Source organism: Streptomyces sp. cg40, from assembly GCF_050320165.1.
Classification (GTDB): domain Bacteria; phylum Actinomycetota; class Actinomycetes; order Streptomycetales; family Streptomycetaceae; genus Streptomyces; species Streptomyces hokutonensis.
Genome location: NZ_CP190128.1, coordinates 1,561,379 through 1,581,047 on the forward strand (window position 1 = coordinate 1,561,379; position 19,669 = coordinate 1,581,047).

At 71.8% G+C, this 19,669-nt stretch carries 22 protein-coding genes; 6 read left to right on the forward strand and 16 right to left on the reverse strand.

The window, feature by feature from the left end:
- The first annotated feature begins 46 nt into the window (after nucleotides 1–46).
- Nucleotides 47–967, forward strand: coding sequence for a transketolase family protein (locus tag ACQHII_RS06935; protein WP_427918405.1), 921 nt, complete (start codon nucleotides 47–49; stop codon nucleotides 965–967).
- A gap of 31 nt (nucleotides 968–998) precedes the next feature.
- On the opposite strand, the gene ACQHII_RS06940 is transcribed toward ACQHII_RS06935, so the two are convergent.
- The 9 genes from ACQHII_RS06940 to ACQHII_RS06980 form a co-directional block, all read right to left on the reverse strand.
- Nucleotides 999–1,358, reverse strand: a complete 360-nt coding sequence (locus ACQHII_RS06940; protein ID WP_427918406.1) for an MmcQ/YjbR family DNA-binding protein — start codon at nucleotides 1,356–1,358, stop codon at nucleotides 999–1,001.
- Between the two features lie 30 nt (nucleotides 1,359–1,388).
- Nucleotides 1,389–1,928 (reverse strand): N-acetyltransferase family protein, encoded by a 540-nt coding sequence (locus ACQHII_RS06945; protein ID WP_427918407.1) that lies wholly within the window; start codon nucleotides 1,926–1,928, stop codon nucleotides 1,389–1,391.
- Nucleotides 1,925–2,503: a helix-turn-helix domain-containing protein gene (locus tag ACQHII_RS06950; protein WP_427918408.1), complete on the reverse strand. Its 579-nt coding sequence runs from the start codon at nucleotides 2,501–2,503 to the stop codon at nucleotides 1,925–1,927. The genes ACQHII_RS06945 and ACQHII_RS06950 overlap by 4 nt, the downstream gene beginning before the upstream one ends.
- 35 nt (nucleotides 2,504–2,538) lie before the next feature.
- A complete protein-coding gene (locus tag ACQHII_RS06955; RefSeq protein ID WP_427918409.1) occupies nucleotides 2,539–3,441 on the reverse strand; it encodes a LysR family transcriptional regulator in 903 nt (300 codons plus the stop codon).
- 48 nt (nucleotides 3,442–3,489) lie between these two features.
- The gene (locus tag ACQHII_RS06960) at nucleotides 3,490–4,683 is read right to left on the reverse strand and encodes a glycine C-acetyltransferase (protein WP_427918410.1); all 1,194 of its coding nucleotides are present in this window, start codon (nucleotides 4,681–4,683) and stop codon (nucleotides 3,490–3,492) included.
- An 11-nt stretch (nucleotides 4,684–4,694) separates the two neighbouring features.
- The gene (gene tdh / locus ACQHII_RS06965) at nucleotides 4,695–5,726 is read right to left on the reverse strand and encodes an L-threonine 3-dehydrogenase (RefSeq protein WP_427918411.1); all 1,032 of its coding nucleotides are present in this window, start codon (nucleotides 5,724–5,726) and stop codon (nucleotides 4,695–4,697) included.
- Between the two features lie 164 nt (nucleotides 5,727–5,890).
- Nucleotides 5,891–6,265, reverse strand: coding sequence for a YybH family protein (locus ACQHII_RS06970; RefSeq protein WP_427918412.1), 375 nt, complete (start codon nucleotides 6,263–6,265; stop codon nucleotides 5,891–5,893).
- Between the two features lie 15 nt (nucleotides 6,266–6,280).
- Nucleotides 6,281–6,994 (reverse strand): SDR family NAD(P)-dependent oxidoreductase, encoded by a 714-nt coding sequence (locus tag ACQHII_RS06975; RefSeq protein ID WP_427918413.1) that lies wholly within the window; start codon nucleotides 6,992–6,994, stop codon nucleotides 6,281–6,283.
- A gap of 177 nt (nucleotides 6,995–7,171) precedes the next feature.
- On the reverse strand, nucleotides 7,172–8,092 hold the full coding sequence (locus tag ACQHII_RS06980; protein ID WP_427918415.1) for a LysR family transcriptional regulator: 921 nt from the start codon (nucleotides 8,090–8,092) through the stop codon (nucleotides 7,172–7,174).
- Between the two features lie 138 nt (nucleotides 8,093–8,230).
- Between ACQHII_RS06980 and ACQHII_RS06985 the strand changes: the two genes are divergently transcribed.
- Together ACQHII_RS06985 and ACQHII_RS06990 are read left to right on the forward strand one after the other, a co-directional pair.
- Nucleotides 8,231–8,524: a muconolactone Delta-isomerase family protein gene (locus ACQHII_RS06985; protein WP_427918416.1), complete on the forward strand. Its 294-nt coding sequence runs from the start codon at nucleotides 8,231–8,233 to the stop codon at nucleotides 8,522–8,524.
- Nucleotides 8,525–8,715: 191 nt separating this feature from the next.
- Nucleotides 8,716–10,101: a YbfB/YjiJ family MFS transporter gene (locus ACQHII_RS06990; RefSeq protein ID WP_427918417.1), complete on the forward strand. Its 1,386-nt coding sequence runs from the start codon at nucleotides 8,716–8,718 to the stop codon at nucleotides 10,099–10,101.
- A gap of 326 nt (nucleotides 10,102–10,427) precedes the next feature.
- On the opposite strand, the gene ACQHII_RS06995 is transcribed toward ACQHII_RS06990, so the two are convergent.
- From ACQHII_RS06995 to ACQHII_RS07020, 6 genes are all read right to left on the reverse strand, one after another.
- A complete protein-coding gene (locus tag ACQHII_RS06995) occupies nucleotides 10,428–11,027 on the reverse strand; it encodes a TetR/AcrR family transcriptional regulator (protein WP_427918418.1) in 600 nt (199 codons plus the stop codon).
- Nucleotides 11,028–11,050: 23 nt separating this feature from the next.
- Nucleotides 11,051–11,626 (reverse strand): GAF domain-containing protein, encoded by a 576-nt coding sequence (locus ACQHII_RS07000; RefSeq protein WP_427918419.1) that lies wholly within the window; start codon nucleotides 11,624–11,626, stop codon nucleotides 11,051–11,053.
- Nucleotides 11,627–11,687: 61 nt separating this feature from the next.
- A complete protein-coding gene (locus tag ACQHII_RS07005) occupies nucleotides 11,688–12,305 on the reverse strand; it encodes a GTP-binding protein (RefSeq protein ID WP_355920057.1) in 618 nt (205 codons plus the stop codon).
- On the reverse strand, nucleotides 12,283–12,654 hold the full coding sequence (locus ACQHII_RS07010) for a DUF742 domain-containing protein (protein ID WP_019062160.1): 372 nt from the start codon (nucleotides 12,652–12,654) through the stop codon (nucleotides 12,283–12,285). Before ACQHII_RS07010 ends, ACQHII_RS07005 begins: the two co-directional genes overlap by 23 nt.
- A gap of 2 nt (nucleotides 12,655–12,656) precedes the next feature.
- A complete protein-coding gene (locus ACQHII_RS07015; RefSeq protein WP_019069670.1) occupies nucleotides 12,657–13,091 on the reverse strand; it encodes a roadblock/LC7 domain-containing protein in 435 nt (144 codons plus the stop codon).
- A 119-nt stretch (nucleotides 13,092–13,210) separates the two neighbouring features.
- On the reverse strand, nucleotides 13,211–15,358 hold the full coding sequence (locus tag ACQHII_RS07020) for a sensor histidine kinase (protein WP_427918420.1): 2,148 nt from the start codon (nucleotides 15,356–15,358) through the stop codon (nucleotides 13,211–13,213).
- A 530-nt stretch (nucleotides 15,359–15,888) separates the two neighbouring features.
- Between ACQHII_RS07020 and ACQHII_RS07025 the strand changes: the two genes are divergently transcribed.
- On the forward strand, nucleotides 15,889–16,293 hold the full coding sequence (locus tag ACQHII_RS07025; RefSeq protein ID WP_427918421.1) for a hypothetical protein: 405 nt from the start codon (nucleotides 15,889–15,891) through the stop codon (nucleotides 16,291–16,293).
- Between the two features lie 63 nt (nucleotides 16,294–16,356).
- Here ACQHII_RS07025 and ACQHII_RS07030 read toward each other — a convergent pair whose 3' ends face one another.
- The gene (locus ACQHII_RS07030) at nucleotides 16,357–17,571 is read right to left on the reverse strand and encodes an MBL fold metallo-hydrolase (protein WP_427918422.1); all 1,215 of its coding nucleotides are present in this window, start codon (nucleotides 17,569–17,571) and stop codon (nucleotides 16,357–16,359) included.
- Between the two features lie 255 nt (nucleotides 17,572–17,826).
- On the opposite strand from ACQHII_RS07030, the gene ACQHII_RS07035 reads away from it, so the two are divergent.
- Nucleotides 17,827–19,005, forward strand: a complete 1,179-nt coding sequence (locus tag ACQHII_RS07035) for a Glu/Leu/Phe/Val dehydrogenase dimerization domain-containing protein (protein ID WP_427918423.1) — start codon at nucleotides 17,827–17,829, stop codon at nucleotides 19,003–19,005.
- Between the two features lie 44 nt (nucleotides 19,006–19,049).
- Complete coding sequence (locus ACQHII_RS07040; protein WP_427918424.1) at nucleotides 19,050–19,664, forward strand: TetR/AcrR family transcriptional regulator; 615 nt, start codon at nucleotides 19,050–19,052, stop codon at nucleotides 19,662–19,664.
- Nucleotides 19,665–19,669: the final 5 nt, after the last annotated feature.

The window sequence follows — 19,669 nt, forward strand, 5'->3', positions numbered from 1 at the left end:
CGTTCACCAATCCAGTCGGCAATGGCTCAAGAAGGGCTTTCTCTCCATGGACACCATGCGTGACCGTTTCGCCCCTGTCGTCTCCCGGCTTCTCGACGAGGACCCGCGCGTCGCGGTCGTCCTCGCCGAGATCGGCGTGGCCACTCTCACCGAGGCGCAACTCCGCCACCCGGACCGGGTGATCAACGTCGGCATCCGTGAGCAGCTGCTCGTCGGGGCGGGTGCGGGACTCGCGCTGACCGGGATGCGCCCCGTGCTGCACACCTTCGCCAGTTTCCTCGTCGAGCGGCCCTTCGAGCAGGTCAAGCTGGACCTCGGACACCAGGGCGTCGGCGCGGTGCTGGTGAGTGCGGCGGCCTCGTTCGACTGGCCCGCCGGCGGGCCGACGCACATGGCTCCGGGCGATGTGGCGCTCCTCGACACCCTCGACGACTGGACCGTGCATGTGCCGGGCCACCCGGACGAGGCCGAGACCCTGCTGCGGCACGCGGTCGCCGCGGGCGACGACAAGGTGTACGTACGGCTCTCCGTCCAGTCGAACGCCGACGCCCGTCCGGTCGACGGCAAGCGCTTCCTCCCGGTCCGCGAGGGCCGCTCCGGTGTGGTCGTCGCGGTCGGGCCGATGCTCGACGCCGCACTCGACGCGACGGAGGGCCTCGACGTCACCGTCCTGTACGCCACGACCGTACGGCCCTTCGACGCGACCGCGCTGCGCCGTGCCACGCTGGCGGCCGGGACCGACGTCGTCCTCGTCGAGCCGTATCTCGCGGGCACCTCGACGGCCGCCGCGAACGACGCGCTCGCCGACGTGCCCCACCGGGTACTGGGTCTGGGCGTGGCCCGACCCGAACTGCGGCGCTACGGCACGGTCGAGGAACACCTGGCCGCCCACGGGCTCGACGCCCGGTCGCTGCGCGAACGCATCGCCGGTTTCGTCGGGGGCGGTCGCGCCGGTACGCGGGGCTGAGACCCGCCGACCGACTCCGCGCCGGGGCGGCTCAGTCGGCGGACGGCAGGCCCAACTCCGGGTAGGACTCCAGGAGTCGGGGCGGGGCCGCCTGGCGCCAAGAGTCGGCGAGGATGTCGCGCAGCTCCTCCTCGCTGTCCAGCGCGGCGAGCCGGGCCCTGACCCAGGCGAAGCCCGCCTCGTGATCGGCGACCCAGAACTTCTCGGGCTCGGCCAGGACCAGTTCGTCGCGCTCCTCCTTGGGACAGCGCACGGCGATGGAGGTCTCCTCCTCGGGCACGGTGACGAACATCTTCCCGGCGACCCGGAACGTGGGCATGTTCCAGGCGATCTTCTCCGTCGTGTCCGGGAGGGAGAGGGCGATACGGCGTACGTCTTCGGCATCCGGCATGACACGCAAGATAGCGTCCGGCACTGACAATCACCTGGTGGGAGTGTGTACCCCCGCCCCCACCCGCTTGTAGTAGAGCGTCGTCGGCCGCAGCTCCCCGCCCGGGCTCGCCGCGTAGTCGGGGATGACACCGGCCCGGGTCCAGCCGGCCGAGTCGTAGAGGTGCTCGGCGGCGCTGTCCGTCTCGGTGTCCAGGTGGAGGAGGGTGATGCCGGCCGCCACCGCCGCGTTCTCGGCGACGGTCAGGAGTCCGCGGCCGAGGCCCCGGCCGCGGGCGTCCCGGTGCACCATCAGCTTGACCAGTTCGGCGCGGTGGCGGCTGTTGGGCTTGTCGGCGAAGGCCAGGCTCACCGTGCCGACGACCCGTTCGCCGTCCCACGCCACCCACACGGCGAGCCGCCCCGCGCCCACTCCGTCGGCACGCTCCCGCCACCAGGCGACGGCCGCCGCCCGGTCGAGCGGCGCGAGGAATCCGATCGAGGCGCCGTCGTGCACGGTGTCGGTCAGCAGTTCCGCCAACTCCTCGACCGTGGCGAACAGTTGAGGTGCGCTCAACTGCTCCGTCCTCATGGCAGCACCACCGCCAGTACGTAGCGGACCCCGTCCGGACCCGGGCACCGGAACCGCGTCGGGCCCCACACCCGCAGCCGTAGGCAGTCGCCGGTGTCGAGGTGGTGGTCGGTGTCGCCGGCCGTCACGTCGAGGGTGCCTTCCAGGACCCAGATGTGCTGTTCGAGGCCCGGCACGGGTGGGCGGTCGTAGGCGAGGTCGGCGCCGGCCGTGAGCCGGCCCTCGACGAGTTCGCCGCGCAGGCCGGTGTGCGGGGGCGACACGGAACGTCGTACGAAACCGGAGGCGCGGTCCTCCCACCGGGGTTGGTCGGCGGCGCGCAGCAGCGGGGTGGGCTCGGCCTCGACCTCGCTGAGGAGCTGGGACATGGTGCGGCCGTAGACGCCGCACAGGCGGTTGAGGAGGGAGGCGGTGGGGCTGGTCTCGGCGCGTTCGGCGCGGGAGAGGGTCGAGCGGCTCACTCCGCTGCGGTCCGCCAACTCTCCCAGGGACCAGCCGCGTTGGGCCCGCAGTTCGGCCAGGCGGGCGCCGAGGCGGGCGTCCATGGGGTCGGGAGCCCCGTCTTCTTGCTTCATATCCGGGACAGTATCCCGGATATGAAACAGCGAGGTTACGTCCGGGCCACTTCCGCCAGCGCGTCCAGGACCGGGCGGATCAGCGGATGCTCCTCCGTGCCGCGTCGTACGGCCGCGAAGACCCGGCGGGTCGGTGCCACCCCGTCGACAGGCCGGACGACGACTCCCGTCAGGTCCATGCCGCGCAGGGCAGAGCGGGGGACGAGGGCGACTCCCGCGTCGGCAGACGCGAGAGCGACTACGGCTCTGAAGTCGTCGGAGGAGTGTTCGAGGCGGGGCTGGAATCCGGCGCTCTCGCAGGCCAGGACGACGACCTCGTGGCACGGGTTGCCGGGGTAGGGGCCGATCCAGGGGTCCTTGGCCAGTTCGGCGAGGGGGACCTCGTCGGCGCCGGCGAGGCGGTGGGCGAGCGGGACGACCGCGTCGAAGGGCTCGGCGTAGAGCGGGACGTGGATGAGGCGGGGGTCGTCGGCGGGCGGGGCGCCGCGGTACTCCACGGCGACCGCGACATCCACCTGCCGGTCCAGCACCATCGGCACACTCGCGTCGCCCTCGGCGTCCTGGACGCGGATCCGGATGCCGGGCGCGAGCGAGGAGAGTCGGACCACTGCCGGTGCCACGACCTGTGCGATACCCGTCGCGAACGCAGCCACCGTCACCGTGCCGGCCTCGCCCGAGCTGTAGGCGGCGAGCTCCGCCTCGGCCCGCTCCAGCTGGGCCAGGACCACGTTGGTGTGGCCGAGCAGGATCTCGCCGGCCGGGGTCAGCCGTACGCCCTTGGCGCCGCGCTCGACCAGGCGGTGGCCGGTCTCCTGCTCCAGGGCGGCGAGCTGCTGGGAGACCGCCGAGGGGGTGAGGTACAGCGCGGCGGCCGCCGCCGTCACGGTGCGGTGGTCTGCCACCGCACGGAGGATATGGAGCCGCCGCGCTTCGATCATGGGACCGATTATCGCAATATGTCCGTGGCGGTCACCGCCACGGCCCGCTCAGCCCGCCAGTTCGGCGCGCGCCGCGACGAACGCGTCCACCGCGCGGTTCACGTCCTCGGTGGAGTGCGCGGCGGACAGCTGGACCCGGATACGGGCCTTGTCCTGCGGGACGACCGGGTACGAGAAGCCGATCACGTACACGCCCCGCTCCAGCAGCAGCTCCGCCATCCGGCCGGCCACCGCCGCGTCGCCGATCATCACGGGCGCGATGGCGTGGTCGCCGGGGAGGATGTCGAAGCCCTCCTCGGCCATCCGGCGCCTGAACAAGGCGGTGTTCTCGGCGAGTTGGACGCGCAGGTCGTCCGCCGACTCCAGCAGGTCGAGCACCTTGAGCGACGCCGCGGCGATCACCGGGGCGAGGGTGTTCGAGAAGAGGTACGGCCGTGAGCGCTGGCGGAGCAGCGCGACGATCTCGGCGCGGGCGGCGACGTAACCGCCGGAGGCGCCGCCGAGCGCCTTGCCGAGGGTGCCGGTGATGATGTCGACGCGGTCCATGACGCCGTGGAGTTCGGGGGTCCCCCGGCCGCCGGGGCCGACGAAGCCGACGGCGTGGGAGTCGTCGACCATGACCATCGCGTCGTAGCGGTCGGCGAGGTCGCAGATCTCGCGCAGCGGGGCGACGTAGCCGTCCATGGAGAAGACGCCGTCGGTGACGATCAGCTTGCGCCGGGCGCCCGCGACTTCCTTCAACTGCTGTTCCAGGTCGGCCATGTCGCGGTTGGCGTACCGGTAACGGCGGGCCTTGGAGAGGCGGATGCCGTCGATGATCGACGCGTGGTTGAGGGCGTCGGAGATCACCGCGTCCTCGGGGCCCAACAGGGTTTCGAAGACACCGCCGTTGGCGTCGAAGCAGGAGGAGTAGAGGATCGTGTCCTCCTGACCGAGGAAGGAGGAAAGGCGCGCCTCCAACTCCTTGTGGACCTCCTGCGTACCGCAGATGAAGCGCACGGACGCCATGCCGTAGCCCCAGCGGTCGAGGGCCTCGTGGGCGGCGGCGACGACCTCGGGGTGGTCGGCCAGGCCGAGGTAGTTGTTGGCGCAGAAGTTGAGGACCTCGCCGGGGCGGCCGCCCGCGGTGACGTTCACCGTCGCGGACTGCGGGGAGCCGATCACGCGCTCGGGCTTGTGGAGTCCGGCGGCGCGGATCTCGTCGAGGGTGGTGCGGAGGTCGTCGCGCACGGAGTCGAACATCATCAATTCCCTTAACTCAGAGTCCAGTCGAGGATGACCTTGCCGCCGCGGCCGCTCGCCGCGTCCGCGAACGCCGCCTCGAAGTCGCGGTGCCCGTACCGGCCGGTGATCACGGGCGCGAGATCCAGACCGCCTTCCAGCAACACCGACATCGCGTACCAGGTCTCGAACATCTCACGGCCGTAGATGCCCTTGATGGTGAGCATCGAGGTGACGACGCGGGACCAGTCGACGGGGAACTCCTCGGAGGGCAGTCCCAGCATGGCGATGCGCCCGCCGTGGGTCATGTTGGCGATCATGTCGCGCATCGCCTCGGGGCGGCCGGACATCTCCAGGCCGATGTCGAAGCCCTCGCGCAGACCCAACTCCCGCTGCCCGTCCGTGATCTGAGCGTCAGTCACGTTGAGCGCGAGACTCACGCCGATCTTGCGGGCCAGGGCAAGGCGTTCCTCGCTGACGTCGGTCACCATGATGTTCCGCGCGCCGGCGTGCCGGGCAACTGCCGCCGCCATCAGGCCGATTGGCCCCGCACCGGTGATCAGAACGTCCTCGCCGACGAGCGGGAACGACAGCGCGGTGTGCACGGCGTTGCCGAACGGGTCGAAGATCGCGGCCACATCGAGGTCGACGGGGACGCGGTGCACCCACACGTTGGCGGCGGGCAGCGCGACGTACTCCGCGAAGGCACCGTCCCGGCCGACGCCGAGCCCGACCGTGGCCCGGCACAGGTGGCGGCGGCCGGCCAGGCAGTTGCGGCACTTTCCGCACACCAAGTGGCCCTCGCCGCTGACCAGTTCACCCACGGCGATGTCGGCGACGTCCCGGCCGGTGCCGACCACCTCGCCGACGAACTCGTGCCCGAGCACGAGCGGCGTGCTGATCGCCTGCCGCGCCCAGCCGTCCCAGGCCCGGATGTGCAGGTCGGTGCCGCAGATCCCGGTGCGCAGCACCTTGATCAGCACGTCGCCGGGTCCGACGGCGGGCTCCGGGACGTCCACGAGCCACAGCCCGGGCTCCGCCTTCTCCTTGACCAGCGCCTTCAACGCTACGGCTCCTGTGCGTGAGGCCCGGGGCCGGGCTCGGTCCGGGCATGCCGGACGAGCCCGTTCCGGGGTGAGGGGTGGATTCTGCTAGCAATCTGCCCTACCGGAACACCCTGGTCCATCGAGGTTTTCTTAAGCGGTGTCGCAGCTTTCCTTCACACCTGTCACCCGGGCAGCCGCGAGACCTGGTAGTGGGCGATGTGCCAGCCCTCCCCCAGCCGCCGGACCAGCACGGCGAGCTTGACGTCGACCGGCGGCCGGTCGGTGAACGTGAACTCCGTGTCCAGATAACCGAGTACGAGATCGTCGGCGTACCGGCGGGTCTCCAGGACCTGGTAGGCGGCCTTCATACCGAGGGGCTGGGAGGCGTAGTACTCGGCGACGCCCGCCCGGCCGACGGCGTAGGGGTGCAGCCCTTGGAAGATCGCGTCCTCGGTGAAGAGCCGGGCCACCTGCTCCGGCTCGTGGGCGTCCACGGCCGCTTTCCAGGGGTCCAGGACACCGCGCAGGACGAGTTCGTCGTCGTTGCCGCTGTTCATCTCCGTCGACCTTTCTCAGTGACCGGCGCTCATGCCGCCGTCGACATGGAGAATCTCGCCGGTGACGAAGGGAGCGTTCTCCAAGAAGAGCACGGCGTCGACGATGTCGCTCACCTCACCCATCCGGCCCACCGGGTGCAGGGCGGAGAGGAAGTCGTGGGTCTCCTCCGCGTGCATCGGGGTCCTGATGGTGCCCGGCGACACGGCGTTGACGCGGATGCCCCGGGTGGCGTACTCGACGGCGAGGGACTTGGTGGCGGACTGGATTCCGCCCTTGGTCAGCGAGGCCAGGACGGAGGGGACGCGGGCGTCCGCGTTGTCGACCAGGCTGGTGGTGACGCTGACGATGTGGCCGCCGCCCTGGGCGAGCAGGTGCGGAACGGCCAGTTGGGTGAGCCGGAAGAACCCGGCGAGGTTGATGCCGAGCACGCTCGCGTAGTCGTCGGCCGTGTAGTCCGTGAAGGGCTTGGCGACGAAGACGCCCGCGTTGTTGACGACGGTGTCGATCCGGCCGAACCGCTCGATCGCGGCGGCCACGACCCGCTCGGCGGTGGCCGGGTCGGCGATGTCGCCCCGGACGGTCAGGATGTCCGCGTCGTCGGCGGGGGCGATGGTGCGCGAGGTGGCGACGACGGCGTGACCGAGCTTGCGGTAGGCGTCGACGACGCCCGCTCCGATGCCCTGCGAGGCGCCGGTGACGATCGCGACCTTCTGGTTCCGAGTGCTCATGACGACCTTCTCCGAAGTGGTGGTGTTTGCCTTGGTGCTCCCGGTCGATCGATTCACTAGCCGACCGGTCGCCTATGTGTGAACGTAGGCGATCCGGAGATACAGAAGCAAAGGTCAGAGCAGCTTTTCCCAGGACCGGAATCCTCGCTGCTGGGAGGCCTGGCCTCCCAGTCCACGTCAGCGGTGCGGGTCGCCCGCGGGCAGCCAGGCGTCGGGGGCCCGGAGTCCGAGGTCGCCGACGCCGCCGCACAGCGCGTCCACGACGGCGAGGACGGCGGCACGCGTCTCGCCCTCGCGCCACACCAGGGACCAGGTCCAGTGGACCGACGGTTCGACGACCTCGCGTCGTACGAGGTCGGGCGGCAGCGGAGTGGTCTGCCCCTTGGGCGAGTTGACGACCGGGCGGCGACTGCGGCGGACGTGGTCGAAGAAGGCGGGGCCGGTGATCCCGCCGTCGGAGATCGCCACCGCGTGCGCCCCGGTGTCCTTGGCCAGTTCCTCGGCGTAGACGTTCCAGGACGACCAGGACTGGGTGTCGTCGTCGAGGAGGACGGAGGTGTCCCGGGCGCGCACGTCACCGGTGTCGGTGCCCGTGGCCACCGCGTACAGCCGGTCGGCGCCGAGCAGCCGGGCCCGCAGGCCGTGCCGCTTCAGGTCCTCGTCCCGCACCCAGCACACCGCGAGATCCAGGCTGCCGTCCGCGACCCGGGCGGCCTGCGTGTGCGAGGGCGCGATCCAGGCGTCCACATGGACCTGGGCCACACCCGCGGTGCGCGCGGTCAGGTCCGCGGGGAGCCAGTTGACGTAGCCGAGCCGGACCGCCTCCGAGCCCGCGAGCCGGCCGGCCCGGCGCCGCAGGTCGTCGGCGCGCTCCAGCAGGGCGCGGGTGTGCGGGAGCAGCGCGGCACCGGCCGGGGTGAGGGAGACCGAGCGGCGGTCGCGGTCGAAGAGCCGTACGCCCAGATCGCGTTCGAGGGCCTTGATCTGCTGCGAGAGGGAGGGTCCCGCGATCAGGAGGCGGTCGGCGGCCCGGCCGAAGTTCAGCTCCTCGGCGACGGCGACGAAGTACCTCAGTTGGCGCAGCTCCACGCCCGTCATGCTACGCGGGCTGGGAGGCCGGAACTCTCAGCAGGGAGCGAGCCCGTCGTGGCGCCCGCGCCGGTCCCGGGCCACGATGAGGGCATGGAGACCCGGCACCCTGTCGCCTTGCCGGGCGGGCCCGAACGGAGCGAGGTCATGCGAGAGTTCCTGGTCGAGATCACCACCACCGTCCCCGAGGGCACCCCGCCGGAGGAGGTCGACCGGCGCCGCGCCGCCGAGGGCGTCCGCTCCCGCGAGCTGGCCGCCGCCGGCCACCTGGGACGGCTGTGGCGCCCGGTCGGCGAACGGCGCAGCATCGGCATCTGGCTCGCCGACGACGAGGACCAGCTCCACGAGAAGGTGCTCGGCACGCTGCCCCTCGCCCCGTGGATGACCTTCGCCGTCACTCCGCTGGAACCGCACCCGAACGATCCCGGATCTGCGGAGTAGGCCGCCCTGGCTTCGAGGGATTTCACCGTCAGGAACTCGGGCGTTCCCGCCCCTCCGCCCCTCCGCCCCTGGCATGCGGAGCAACTCGCTTCGCATACAAGGGGATTCGGCGTCATGGGCCCCAGTGCACCGGTTCCCTCGACCCTGGACATGCGGAGTAACTCACCCCGCCTACAAGGGATTTCGCCGTCATGAACCCAAGCACCCCGGTCCCTTCGCACCCGGCGGACGGCCCCCTCCGGTCCCCCTGGGCGCATGTCGTCCGGGTCGCCGCGGCGCTCGCGGCGGGCATGGGGGTCGGCCGCTTCGTCTACACCCCGATCCTCCCGCTGATGCACGCCCAGGCCGGGCTGTCCACCGACACCGGCGCCCACCTGGCCACCGCCAACTACGTCGGCTACCTCGTCGGCGCGCTCGCGGGCACCCTCGCCCCCGCCCTGGTCCGCTCCCGCGCGACCCTGCGCGGCTCACTCGTCCTGCTGATCTGCACGCTGGCCGCGATGCCCGCCACGCACAGCACGGAAGTGTGGCTCGTACTGCGGCTGCTGGCGGGCGTGGCGAGCGCGCTGATCTTCGTCGTCGCGGTCAACTCGCTCCTCGGACACCTCCAGGACCACCCGCCGCACCTGCCCGGCTGGGGCTTCGGCGGTGTCGGCGCAGGCATCGCGCTCTCCGGCCTCCTGGTCCTCGCCCTGCGCCCGGTCGCGGACTGGCGCACCGCGTGGTGGGCATCGGCCGCGCTCGCCGCCGTCCTGGCGGCGGCCTCGTGGAATCTACGGCCGGAGGTGGTGGCCGCGCCTGTGTCGGCCGCGCCCATGTCGAAGGAGTCCATGTCGGCCACCCATGTGTCGGCCGAGCACATGTCGTCGGAGCACATGCCGTCGGCGCACATGCCGTCGGAGGACACGTCGACCGCGCATGTATCGGCAGACCACATGTCGGCCACGCACAGGTCGGAAGCCCCTGTCCCGACGGTCGACCGCCGTTTCGCCGCCCTGTTCATCAGCTACACCCTGGAGGGCGTCGGCTACATCGTCGCCGGGACCTTCCTGGTCGCGGCGATCGCACAAGGCTCCCCCGGCTGGATCGGCGGCGGCGCGTGGGTGCTCGTCGGACTGGCCGCCGTACCGTCCTCCGCGTTCTGGGCCCGGCTCGGCCGCCGCTGGTCGCGGCCCGGGCTGCTGCTGATGGCGCTGGTGATCCAGGCGGTCGGCATCGCGCTGCCCGCGCTGATCGGCGGGGTGGCCGCGGCCCTGCTCTCGGCGCTGCTGTTCGGCGCGACCTTCATCGGCGTCAGCACCCTCGCCCTGGCCACGGGGACCCAGCTGCGCTTCCCGCGCTCGGTGGCGCTGCTGACCGCCGGCTACTCCGTCGGCCAGATCCTCGGCCCGCTCGCCGTCGCCCCACTGCTGCGCCACGGCTACCGCCCGGCCCTGCTCCTGGCCGCCGCGGTGGTCCTCGCCGCGGCCGTCGCCGCGGCCGTCCTGCGCACCGGCTTCCCGCACCACGCGGTGGCGGTACGACAGTCCGTGCCGGAGCAGGCGCGGCGGACCGCACCCACCGACGCGGGCCGCTGATCAGGCGCGAGGTGGACCCGAGCAGAACACAGCAGTTGACCCACAGCAGAGGGCTCAGTCGCCCGATAGTCCTCGCCACCACCCTGTGGACCGACTTCTCGCACCGGACAGCGGCCGTACGACACGCACCCACAGATGCCGACCGCCGATCAGACGGACTCGGCCCGAGCAGAACACAGCAGTTGACGCACAACAGAGAGCTCAGTCGCCCGACAGTCCTCGCCACCACCCTGTGGACCGGCTCCCCGCACCAGGCCGTGGTCGTACGACACTCGGCGCCCGGCGCGATCGACGGACCGACCCCGCCCACCGGCACCGGCCGCCGTTCAAGCGGCGCTCGCGCCCAGCAGGGCGCGGCAGTTGGCCCAGAGGGGGCTCAGTCGTGCGGTGTTGTTGTAGAGCTTGGCGAACATCACCTGGCCCTCCAACTGCGCGACCACGGACCGCGCCGCCTCCCGGGTGTCGGTGACGGTGACGTCCCCGCGGTCGCGGGCCTCGGTGACGACGGTGTCGACCATCTCGACCTGGGCGTCGAAGATCTCCCGGAGCCGGATGCGGACGGCCTCGGTCTGATTGCTCATCTCCAGGCTGAGATTGCCGAACAGGCAGCCCAGTACGGTGCCGCAGCCCTGCTGTCCGGCGCTGAGTCCGGCCTCCGTCTCCTCGAACAGCCGCCGCAGCCGCTCCAGCGGTTCGGCATCCCCACCGAGGACTCGGGCCCACTCCCGCCGCTGCTCCGCCCAGTGCTCGTCGACGACGGCCAGGGCGAGGGCCTCCTTCGACTCGTAGAAGTAGTAGAAGCTGCCCTTGGGCACCCCGGCCGCGCGGCAGATCTCGGCCACTCCGAGCGCCGAGTAGCCGCGCGCCTCGAAAAGCGACCGCCCGGCGGCGAGGATCTTCTCTCCGGCATCACTTGTCCTGCCCATACGGCAACTATACGACCGGTCGGCTATGGACCGCCGAGGCGCTCCAGCCGGGCCACCAGTTCCGCCGCGGTCGACTTGATCGTCTCCAGCCCCGGCCGCCCCCAGGGCCGCGGTTCCGTGTCGACGACACACACTGTGCCCAGCACCATCCCCGTGGAGTCGATGAGCGGTGCCCCCAGATAGGCACGGATGCCGAACTCGTCGACGACCGGATTGCCCGCGAACCGCGGATAGTCGCAGACATCCTCAAGAACCAGCGCTTTACGTCTGACCACCACATGGGGGCAGAACCCATATTCACGCGCCATCTGTCGCCCCACCTCGGGCTTGGCGTGCTCGCCTCCCGTGGTGGGCCGGGCCGGGCCCGCACCTCCCGGGGTGTGCAGACCGGCGAAGAACTGCCGGTTCTCGTCAAGGAAGTTGACCATGGCGTACGGCGCCCCGGTCAGCTCGGCGAGCCGGTCCGCGAAGGCGTCCAGCGCCGGGTCGGGGTGCTCCCCCAGGCCCAACCCCCGCAGCCGTCGCACCCGTTGGGGCGCCTCCTTGTCCTCGGGCGTGAGCAGCAGACGACCGGCCGGACGCGGCGGGTCGTAACTCATGGGCGTACTCCGTCCCTGTGGACGCATGGCATAAAGGAACTCCGTGAAGGGTGTGCGGGGATCACATGTGGGCACCATGGCTCGGCGCGTGCGCCGGGGCGTGCTCGATGAGATGGCGTACGAGGGTCAGCAGGGTCTGCACCCCGGAACTGGAGATCCGCGCGTCGCAGCGCACGACCGGGATCCCGGGGTCGAGATCTATGGCGGCCCGCACCTCCTCGGGGTCGTAGCGGTAGGAGCCGTCGAACTCGTTGATCGCGACGATGAATCCGAGGCCGCGCTGCTCGAAGAAGTCGACGGCGGCGAAGCACTCCTCCAGGCGCCGGGTGTCGGCGAGGATGACCGCGCCGAGCGCGCCCTCGGACAGTTCGTCCCACATGAACCAGAACCGCTCCTGTCCGGGCGTGCCGAACAGATAGAGCACGTGTTCCGGGTCGAGGGTGATCCGGCCGAAGTCCATCGCCACGGTCGTCTCGACCTTGTTCTCGATGCCTTCGAGATCGTCGGTCGCGGCACTGACCGTGGTGAGCAGCTCCTCCGTGCTGAGCGGCGCGATCTCGCTCACCGCGCCGACGAAGGTCGTCTTGCCGACGCCGAAGCCGCCCGCCACCAGGATCTTCAGTGCGGTGGGGAAGGGATCGTGGCCGCTCTCGTAGTCAGAGCTGTCGTCGTAGTCCATCGAGCACTGCCTCCAGAAGAGACCGGTCAGTGGGGTTGTGGTGGAACTCGGGCGGCTTGGTGGTCAGCGCCCCGCAGTCGACCAGGTCCGACAGCAGCACCTTGGTGACCACCGCCGGCAGCTTCAGGTGGGCGGCGACCTCGGCGACCGAGACGGGCGCGCGGCACAGGTCGAGCGCCTGCGCGTGCTCGGGGCCGAGATAGCCGAGGGGGGTGGCGCCGGTGGCCATCACCTGCGACAGGAGGTCGAGCGCGACGGACGGCCGGGTACGGCCGTTGCTGACCGTGAAGGGGCGCACAAGACGTCCGGCCGCGTCGTCCAACCAGGGCCCGTCGCCGGCCGTCGCCACGCTCAAGGCCTCATCGCAGGGGATTCGACGGCGTGCTGGCGGGGCGCGGTCACGAGGTAGGGGCGGACGCTCTTGACCAGCATCGCCATCTCGTAGCCCAGCACGGCCGCGTCGGCCTCGCGGCCCGCCAGCACAGCGAGACACGTGCCGGAGCCGGCGGTGGTGACGAACAGCAGCGTCGAGTCGAGTTCGACGACGACCTGCCGGACGTCCCCGCCGTCACCGAAGCGGACACCCGCGCTCCGGCCGAGGGAGTACAGGCCGGAGGCCAGGGCCGCCATGTGGTCGGCGCTGTCGGGGTCGAGGCCGTGGACCGACTTCACGAGGCCGTCGCAGGAGAGCAGTACCGCGCTGGTGGTGTGCGGTACGCGCTGCACGAGGCCGCTCATCAGCCAGTCGAGATCGGATACATGGCCGGTCGGCGCGTCGCTCGCCATGGTGGATCGACTCCTTGGGGTACGAAGGTCTGCGGGAGCGCGGGTGGGGGTGGGGCGGTGGGACGCCGTGGTCGTGGGGGTGCGCGGGGGCGTGACGGTGGGGGTGGGGGCGTGCGTGGTCATCCGGCTGATGCGCTCCCGTCGTGCCGGGCGGTGAGGTCGTGACCGGGCGTGTGCGCGTGCGCTTCGGATATGGGCGCCGCGTCCATGTGGGGGGCGAGGGTGAGGGGCGGCACTTCCGTATGGGCTGCGGAGGTGTGGTCGGAGCCCATGGGAGGCGCGCTCATGTAGACCCCGCCCGTGTGCACCTCGGTCGACCGCGGGAAGTCCGTGTGGTTCGTCTCCATGTGGGCCGACTCCATATGGGCCGACTCCATATGGGCCGACTCCATGTGCGGGACATCAATGAGCCCCTCCGCATGCGGCACATCCACATGTGGTGACGCCATGTCGGCCCCCTCCGCCAACTCCGTTGCCTCCATGTGCTGTCGGGCCTCCGCGAGACCGATCCCGCGCTGGAAGGCCGCCATCAGCCCCGGGTCGTGGCCGGCGGCCTGTTCGGAGTCCTGGCGGGGTGCGGGGCCGCCGCGGAGCTGGGGTGCGATGTGCTCCTGGGCGCGGCGCCGGGGCAGTTGGGGCGGCTTGCCCATGGTGCCGCGGACCGCGCCGCCTCGCGGGACGGGCGGTGTGGCCGTGTTCGTCGCCACGGTGTGCCGGTCGTCGGGCCGGATGCCGGGTACGGCCTCCGCCGGATTGGCACGTTCCGTGTGCGCGCCGCGCACCGGCAGCGGCACCGGTCCGCTGCCGTTCGACACCGGCGCGACGGGCGGTGCGACGGGCGGTGCGGTGTCCCGCCGTTGATGCCGCCCCGGTGCCCCGGACTCACGCTGGGGCCGCCCCGGCGCGGCAGGCGCCGCCGCGGGTGCCCCCCGCCGGTCCGCGGCCCGCTGGCCGCCCTCGGCCCCGCCCGTCCCACCTTGCGGAGACTGCTGCGGAGGCAGCAGCGGCCGCCCCCCGCCCATGGTGTCCTCCGGCTGCCCTACGGCTCCGGGGGCACCCGCTGCCGTACCCAACAGTGCCTGCGGTACGACGAGTACGGCCTGTACGCCGCCGTAGATGTTGGTCTGGAGGCGGACGTGGATGCCGTGGCGGCGGGCGAGTTGGGAGACCACGAACAGGCCGATGCGGCCGTCGGCCAGCAGGCTGGCGACGTTGACCTGGTCGGGGTCGGTGAGCAGGGCGTTCATCCGGCTCTGTTCGCCTACGGGCATGCCGAGTCCGCGGTCCTCGACCTCGATGGCGAGCCCCGAGGTGACGAGGTTGGCGCGGAGCAGGACCTGGGTGTGCGGGGCGGAGAACACCGTGGCGTTCTCGACGAGTTCGGCCAGCAGGTGGATCACGTCGGCGACGGCGTGGCCGCGCAGGGTGCCGTCGATGGGCGGCACGAGTTTGACGCGGGAGTACTGCTCGACCTCGGCGATGGCGGAGCGCAGCACCTCGGTCATGGAGACCGGGTTGCTCCACTGTCTGCGCGAGACGGCGCCGCCGAGGACGGCGAGGTTCTCGGCGTGGCGGCGGATCCGGGTGGCGAGGTGGTCGACGTGGAAGAGGCCCTTGAGCAGGTCGGGGTCCTCGATCTCGTTCTCCAGTTCGTCGAGGATGGAGATCTCGCGGTGCACCAGGGACTGGAGGCGCCGGGCGAGATTGACGAAGACCTCGACCTTCTGTTCGCTGCCGGCCTGGCTGGAGAGCTGGGAGGCGGAGACGACGGCGGTGACGGCGCCGTCGTGGGCGCGTGCCAGGTCGGCGGCGAGCAGATCGAAGTCGTCGGCGTCCCCCGGCGGCCGGCTCCGCGGTTTGCGCTGGGGCGGGCCCTCGCCGCGGCGCAGCGCCTCGACCAGTTCGCGCAGATCGGCCTCGCCGCGCGCGCTGTCGCGGCGCAGGGCGCCGATGCGGTCGCTGACGGAACCGGCCGCACGGCCCGCGGCCACGGCGGCGATCAGGATGCCCGCGCAGGTCACGGCGGTGGCTCCGGCGAGGACGCTCCAGAGGGTGAGGCCGGTGCGTGCGCCGGTGGAGCGGACGGTGAACAGGACGGCCGCGCTGGCGCTCAGCGCGACCGCGACGGGCGGCAGCACGGCGAGACGCAGGAGCTGGGACCGTATGTGCGTCTCGGGCAGCGCGGGCACGGGGCGGGCGGCCGGTCGCCCGTGCCGGCCGCCCTCACGGCGGTCTGCGCGTGCGGCCGGTGCACGGAGTTGAGACATCGGCGTCCTCGTACTGGTGCGTCGGGCCTGTTTGCTCGCGCGGGGTGCGCGATTCGGGCATACGCCATCGCGGTGCCGGTCGGGAGAGCCGAAAAAATCGGCCCTGCGTCGCCCGGCGGACACTCACAGTAGTCGTCAACGCATCAGGTGCGGTGGGCAGTTGACAAAGTCCCCCGGGGAGCGTCCCGCTCTGGTATGAGGCCTCGCACGACAGACCGATAACTACGACGGCCGTGCACCAAAGAAGGACAAAGAATCGATCGCGCCTGATCGGAACCGGTCATGAACGGGCGCCGGGGGTCGGGGAGTTCGATGCGGTCCGGCTCGGCCGTTCGCCCGCCCTGAGCCCGGCGGCCGGGTCGGACGAGCGATTTCGGGGGACCCGTCCGGCCCTCTGCCGCAGCACCGGCACGTCACAGGCAGTGTCCGCGGGAGGGCGTCCGCTGAGCGTGCGGAACCGATCCTGTCCCTGTGCTGTCCGGACAGGAGTGGCGTCTCTTCTGTTTCTGATCCTGGTTCTCTCGCCGTTCGTGACACCGTTCGTGTTCGTGGCCGCGGCCGTGGGACTCGTCTGGCGGGCCTGCCATCGGCTGCCGGTCAGCGGGTGGTGGCGGCTGCCGAGCGCCGGGACCTGCGCGCTGGTGGCGGTGATGGCCGGCTCGGCGGCGCTCGGCGCGTACACGTGGGGCGCCATGTCGGGGTTCTACGTCCTGGACCCGGACCAGATGTGCGCGGCGAAGGGCGCGGCGGGCGATCATGTCGTGACGCGGCTGACGTTGCCGGTCAGTGCGCAGTGCGTCACGTCGGGCGGCGTGGGCACGGAGTTGGTGCCGGGCTGGGTGAATCCGGTGATCTTCCTGGGACTCCCCCTGCTGGTGCTCGCCCTCACGACGGGGACCTACACGGGGGTACGACAGCTCCGCGCCCTGCGGTGAGACGTCCCCTTCGACGACGCGGCGGACCCGCCGCCGACGCCGTCGAGGGGATCGCCGCCCGTGTCAGCGCTCGTTCGCCAGGTCGAGTTCCGCCTGGGTCGCCGCCGCCTTCGACTCCGGCTCGGACTCCGTCCCCACCGGCCCGGCACCCCGCCAGGGACGCGTGATGGTGCCCCCGTAGGGCAGCCACCAGCGGTCCGTCGTCAGTTCGGCGCCCGGTTCGAAGGGCTCGCCCGGCCTCGGGGTCGCCACCGCCTGGCCGGCCGCCTGTGCCGCGTCCGCGGTCCACTCGCCGGGCTCGGCCCATGCGTGCAGCGCCAGATTGAACGTGCCCCAGTGGATGGGCAGCAGCACCCCGTGCGCCTGACCGCCCTGGAGGTCGAGGTGGGCGCGCATGCCCTCCTCGGGCGTCATGTGGATGTCGGGCCAGAACTCGCTGTAGGCGCCGATCTGGATCATCGTCGCGTCGAACGGGCCGTGCGCGGCGCCGATGTCCTTGAAGCCCTCGAAGTAGCCGGTGTCACCGCTGTGGTAGATCCGGTGCTCGTCACCGGCGACGACCCAGGAGGCCCAGAGGGTGTGCTGGGTGTTGCGCAGGCCCCGGCCGCAGAAGTGGCGGGCCGGGGTCGCGGTCAGGGTGAGGCCGCCGACCTTGGTCTCCTCGTTCCAGTCCAGCTCGCGCAGCCGGTCCGGGGAGACACCCCAGTGCTCCAGGTGGGCGCCGACGCCCAGCGGCACGGCGAACAGGGTGTCCGTGTCGGCGAGCGCCTTGATCGAGGGCATGTCCAGGTGGTCGTAGTGGTCGTGCGAGATGACCACGACGTCGACCGGACCGAGGGCGGCCAGCGGCAGGGGCACCGGGTGCAGCCGCTTGGGGCCGGCGAACGGGAACGGGGAGCAGCGCTCGCCCCAGACCGGGTCGAAGAGGACCCGGTGGCCGTCGATCTCCGCGAGCACGCTGGAGTGGCCCATCCAGGTCAGGCGCAGCCCGGTGGCGGCGGGTTTGGCCAGGTCGGCGAGGGTGGTGGCGTGCACGGGCAGCGTACCGTCGGGGGCGCGGCGGCCACGCGCCTCCTTGTCCAGGTAGGCCTTGCCCATCTCGCGCATCGTGCCGCCGGACGGGCGGACGTTCGTGTTGCCCCCGGGGTTCTGGAACACCCCGTCCTTGAAGTGGGGCGATCTGCGGATGCGCGCCAGGCGCTCGCCGCTCGGGTCCGCGCCGAAGGCCGCGGGCTGCAGCGCGCGGAGCCCGGAGCTCAGGGTACGGATTCCGGTCACGATGCCTCCAGGTGGAGTCGGTCAGGCTTTCCATTATGGTCGACCCCTGTGACAACGCCGGTGCATCGGCTTCACGGGGCCGTCATTCCAAGGAAAGACCAAAGTTCCGCGCCCGTGGTTGACGCCGCGGGGTGGAATTCGATCTTCCGTTGACAGGACCCGGCCCCACTTCCCATACTGACTCGCCGTTCAGTACCCGCCGTCCGGTACGCGCTTCAGCACCTGCCCTGTCGGCCGTCGCCGCGAGGAGTCCGTATGACCGCCCCCTTGATGTCCCTCACCTGGACCGACCACGTCACCGGCCGCCAGGGCTTCCTGGTCGTCGACCGGCTGGTGCGCGGGGTGTCCAGCGGCGGACTGCGGATGCGGCCGGGCTGCACCCTCGACGAGGTGGCGGGCCTCGCCCGCGGCATGACCATGAAAGAGGCGCTGCACTACAACCCCGAGGGCCGATACATCCCCCTGGGCGGCGCCAAGGGCGGCATCGACTGCGACCCCCAGGACCCGGTGTCGTACGGCCTCCTTGTCCGCTATCTGCGGGCCATGCGGCCGTACGTCGAGAGTTTCTGGACGACGGGTGAGGACCTCGGGCTCAGCCAGGACCTGGTGGACCGGGCCGCCGCGGAGGCGGGGCTCGTGTCGTCGATCCAGGCCGTGTATCCGCTGCTCGACGACGAGGCCGCGGCGCGGCGGCGGCTCGCTGACGCGTTCGCGGTCGAGGTCGACGGGATCGGTCTCGACGAGCTGGTGGGCGGCTGCGGGGTCGCCGAGTCGGTGCTCGCGGCGCTGGACCGGGCGGGTGTGCCGTACGCGGGGACGCGGGTCGCCGTGCAGGGGCTGGGCACCATGGGCGGGGCCACGGCACGGTTCCTCGCGCGCGCGGGGCTGACGATCGTGGCCGTCGCCGACGTCAAGGGGACGATCGTGAACCCGGCCGGGCTCGACGTGGACGCGCTGCTCGCGGCGCGGGACGCGTACGGCACCGTGGACCGGTCCGTGCTGCGTCCCGGCGACCGTGAACTCCCGGGCGGGGACTGGCTGTCCGTCGAGGCGGAGGTGCTGGTTCCGGCGGCGGTGTCGTACGCGGTCGACACCGCGAACCAGGGGGCGGTCACCGCCCGCTGGATCGTCGAGGCGGCCAACATGCCCGTCCTTCCGGAGGCGGAGGAACTGCTCTCCGCGCGCGGGGTCGTCGTACTGCCGGACGTGGTCGTGAACTCCGGGACGAACGCCTGGTGGTGGTGGACCCTGTTCGGCGACATCGGTGCGGACGCGGACGAGGCGTTCGCCCACACCCGGCGTTCGATGCGCGCCCTGATCGAGCTGATGCTGGCCCGCGCGGAGGACGACGGCACGACACCGCGCGCCGCCGCGCACGCCATCGTCGCCGACCGGCTGCCGGTCATCGCGGAGCGGTTCGGCTGGTACCGGTGAGGCGGGGAGCCACGGCTTCGCGTGCCACGGAATAGGGTGGCCGGGTGGCGAGAGTGCGGTTGGGTGTGGCGGAGCGGCGGGCGGAGTTGCTGCGGGCCGCCGTGGAGCAGATCGAGGCGCGGGGTGTGGCGGCGGTCAGGATCGCCGACGTGGCCTCGGCGCTCGGGGTGAGCAACGCGCTGGTGCTCTATCACTTCTCGACCAAGGAGAAGCTGGTCGCCGCCGCGTTCACGTATGCCGCCGAGGACGATCTCGCGCATCTGCGCAAGCTGCTCGGCCGCCGGACGACCGCGCTGCGCCGGCTGCGGGCGGCGGTGCGCTGGTACGCGCCGACCGGGCAGGCCAAGGGCTGGCGGCTGTGGATCGAGGGCTGGGCGGCGGCGCTGCGCGAACCCGCGCTGCTGGAGGTGACGCGCGATCTCGACCGGCAGTGGAAGCGGGCGCTCGCGGAGGTCGTCGCCGAGGGAGTGATCGCCGGCGAGTTCCACTGCGCGGACCCGAACGCCACGGCCCTGCGCCTCACGGCCCTCCTGGACGGCCTGGCCGTACAGATGACGGCGTACGGGGGCACTGTGTCGCGGACGCGGGCCCTGGAGTGGGTCGACGAGGCGCTCGCGCGGGAACTGGGTCTGGAGCGGGCGGCGTTGACCGCGTCCTGAGTCGA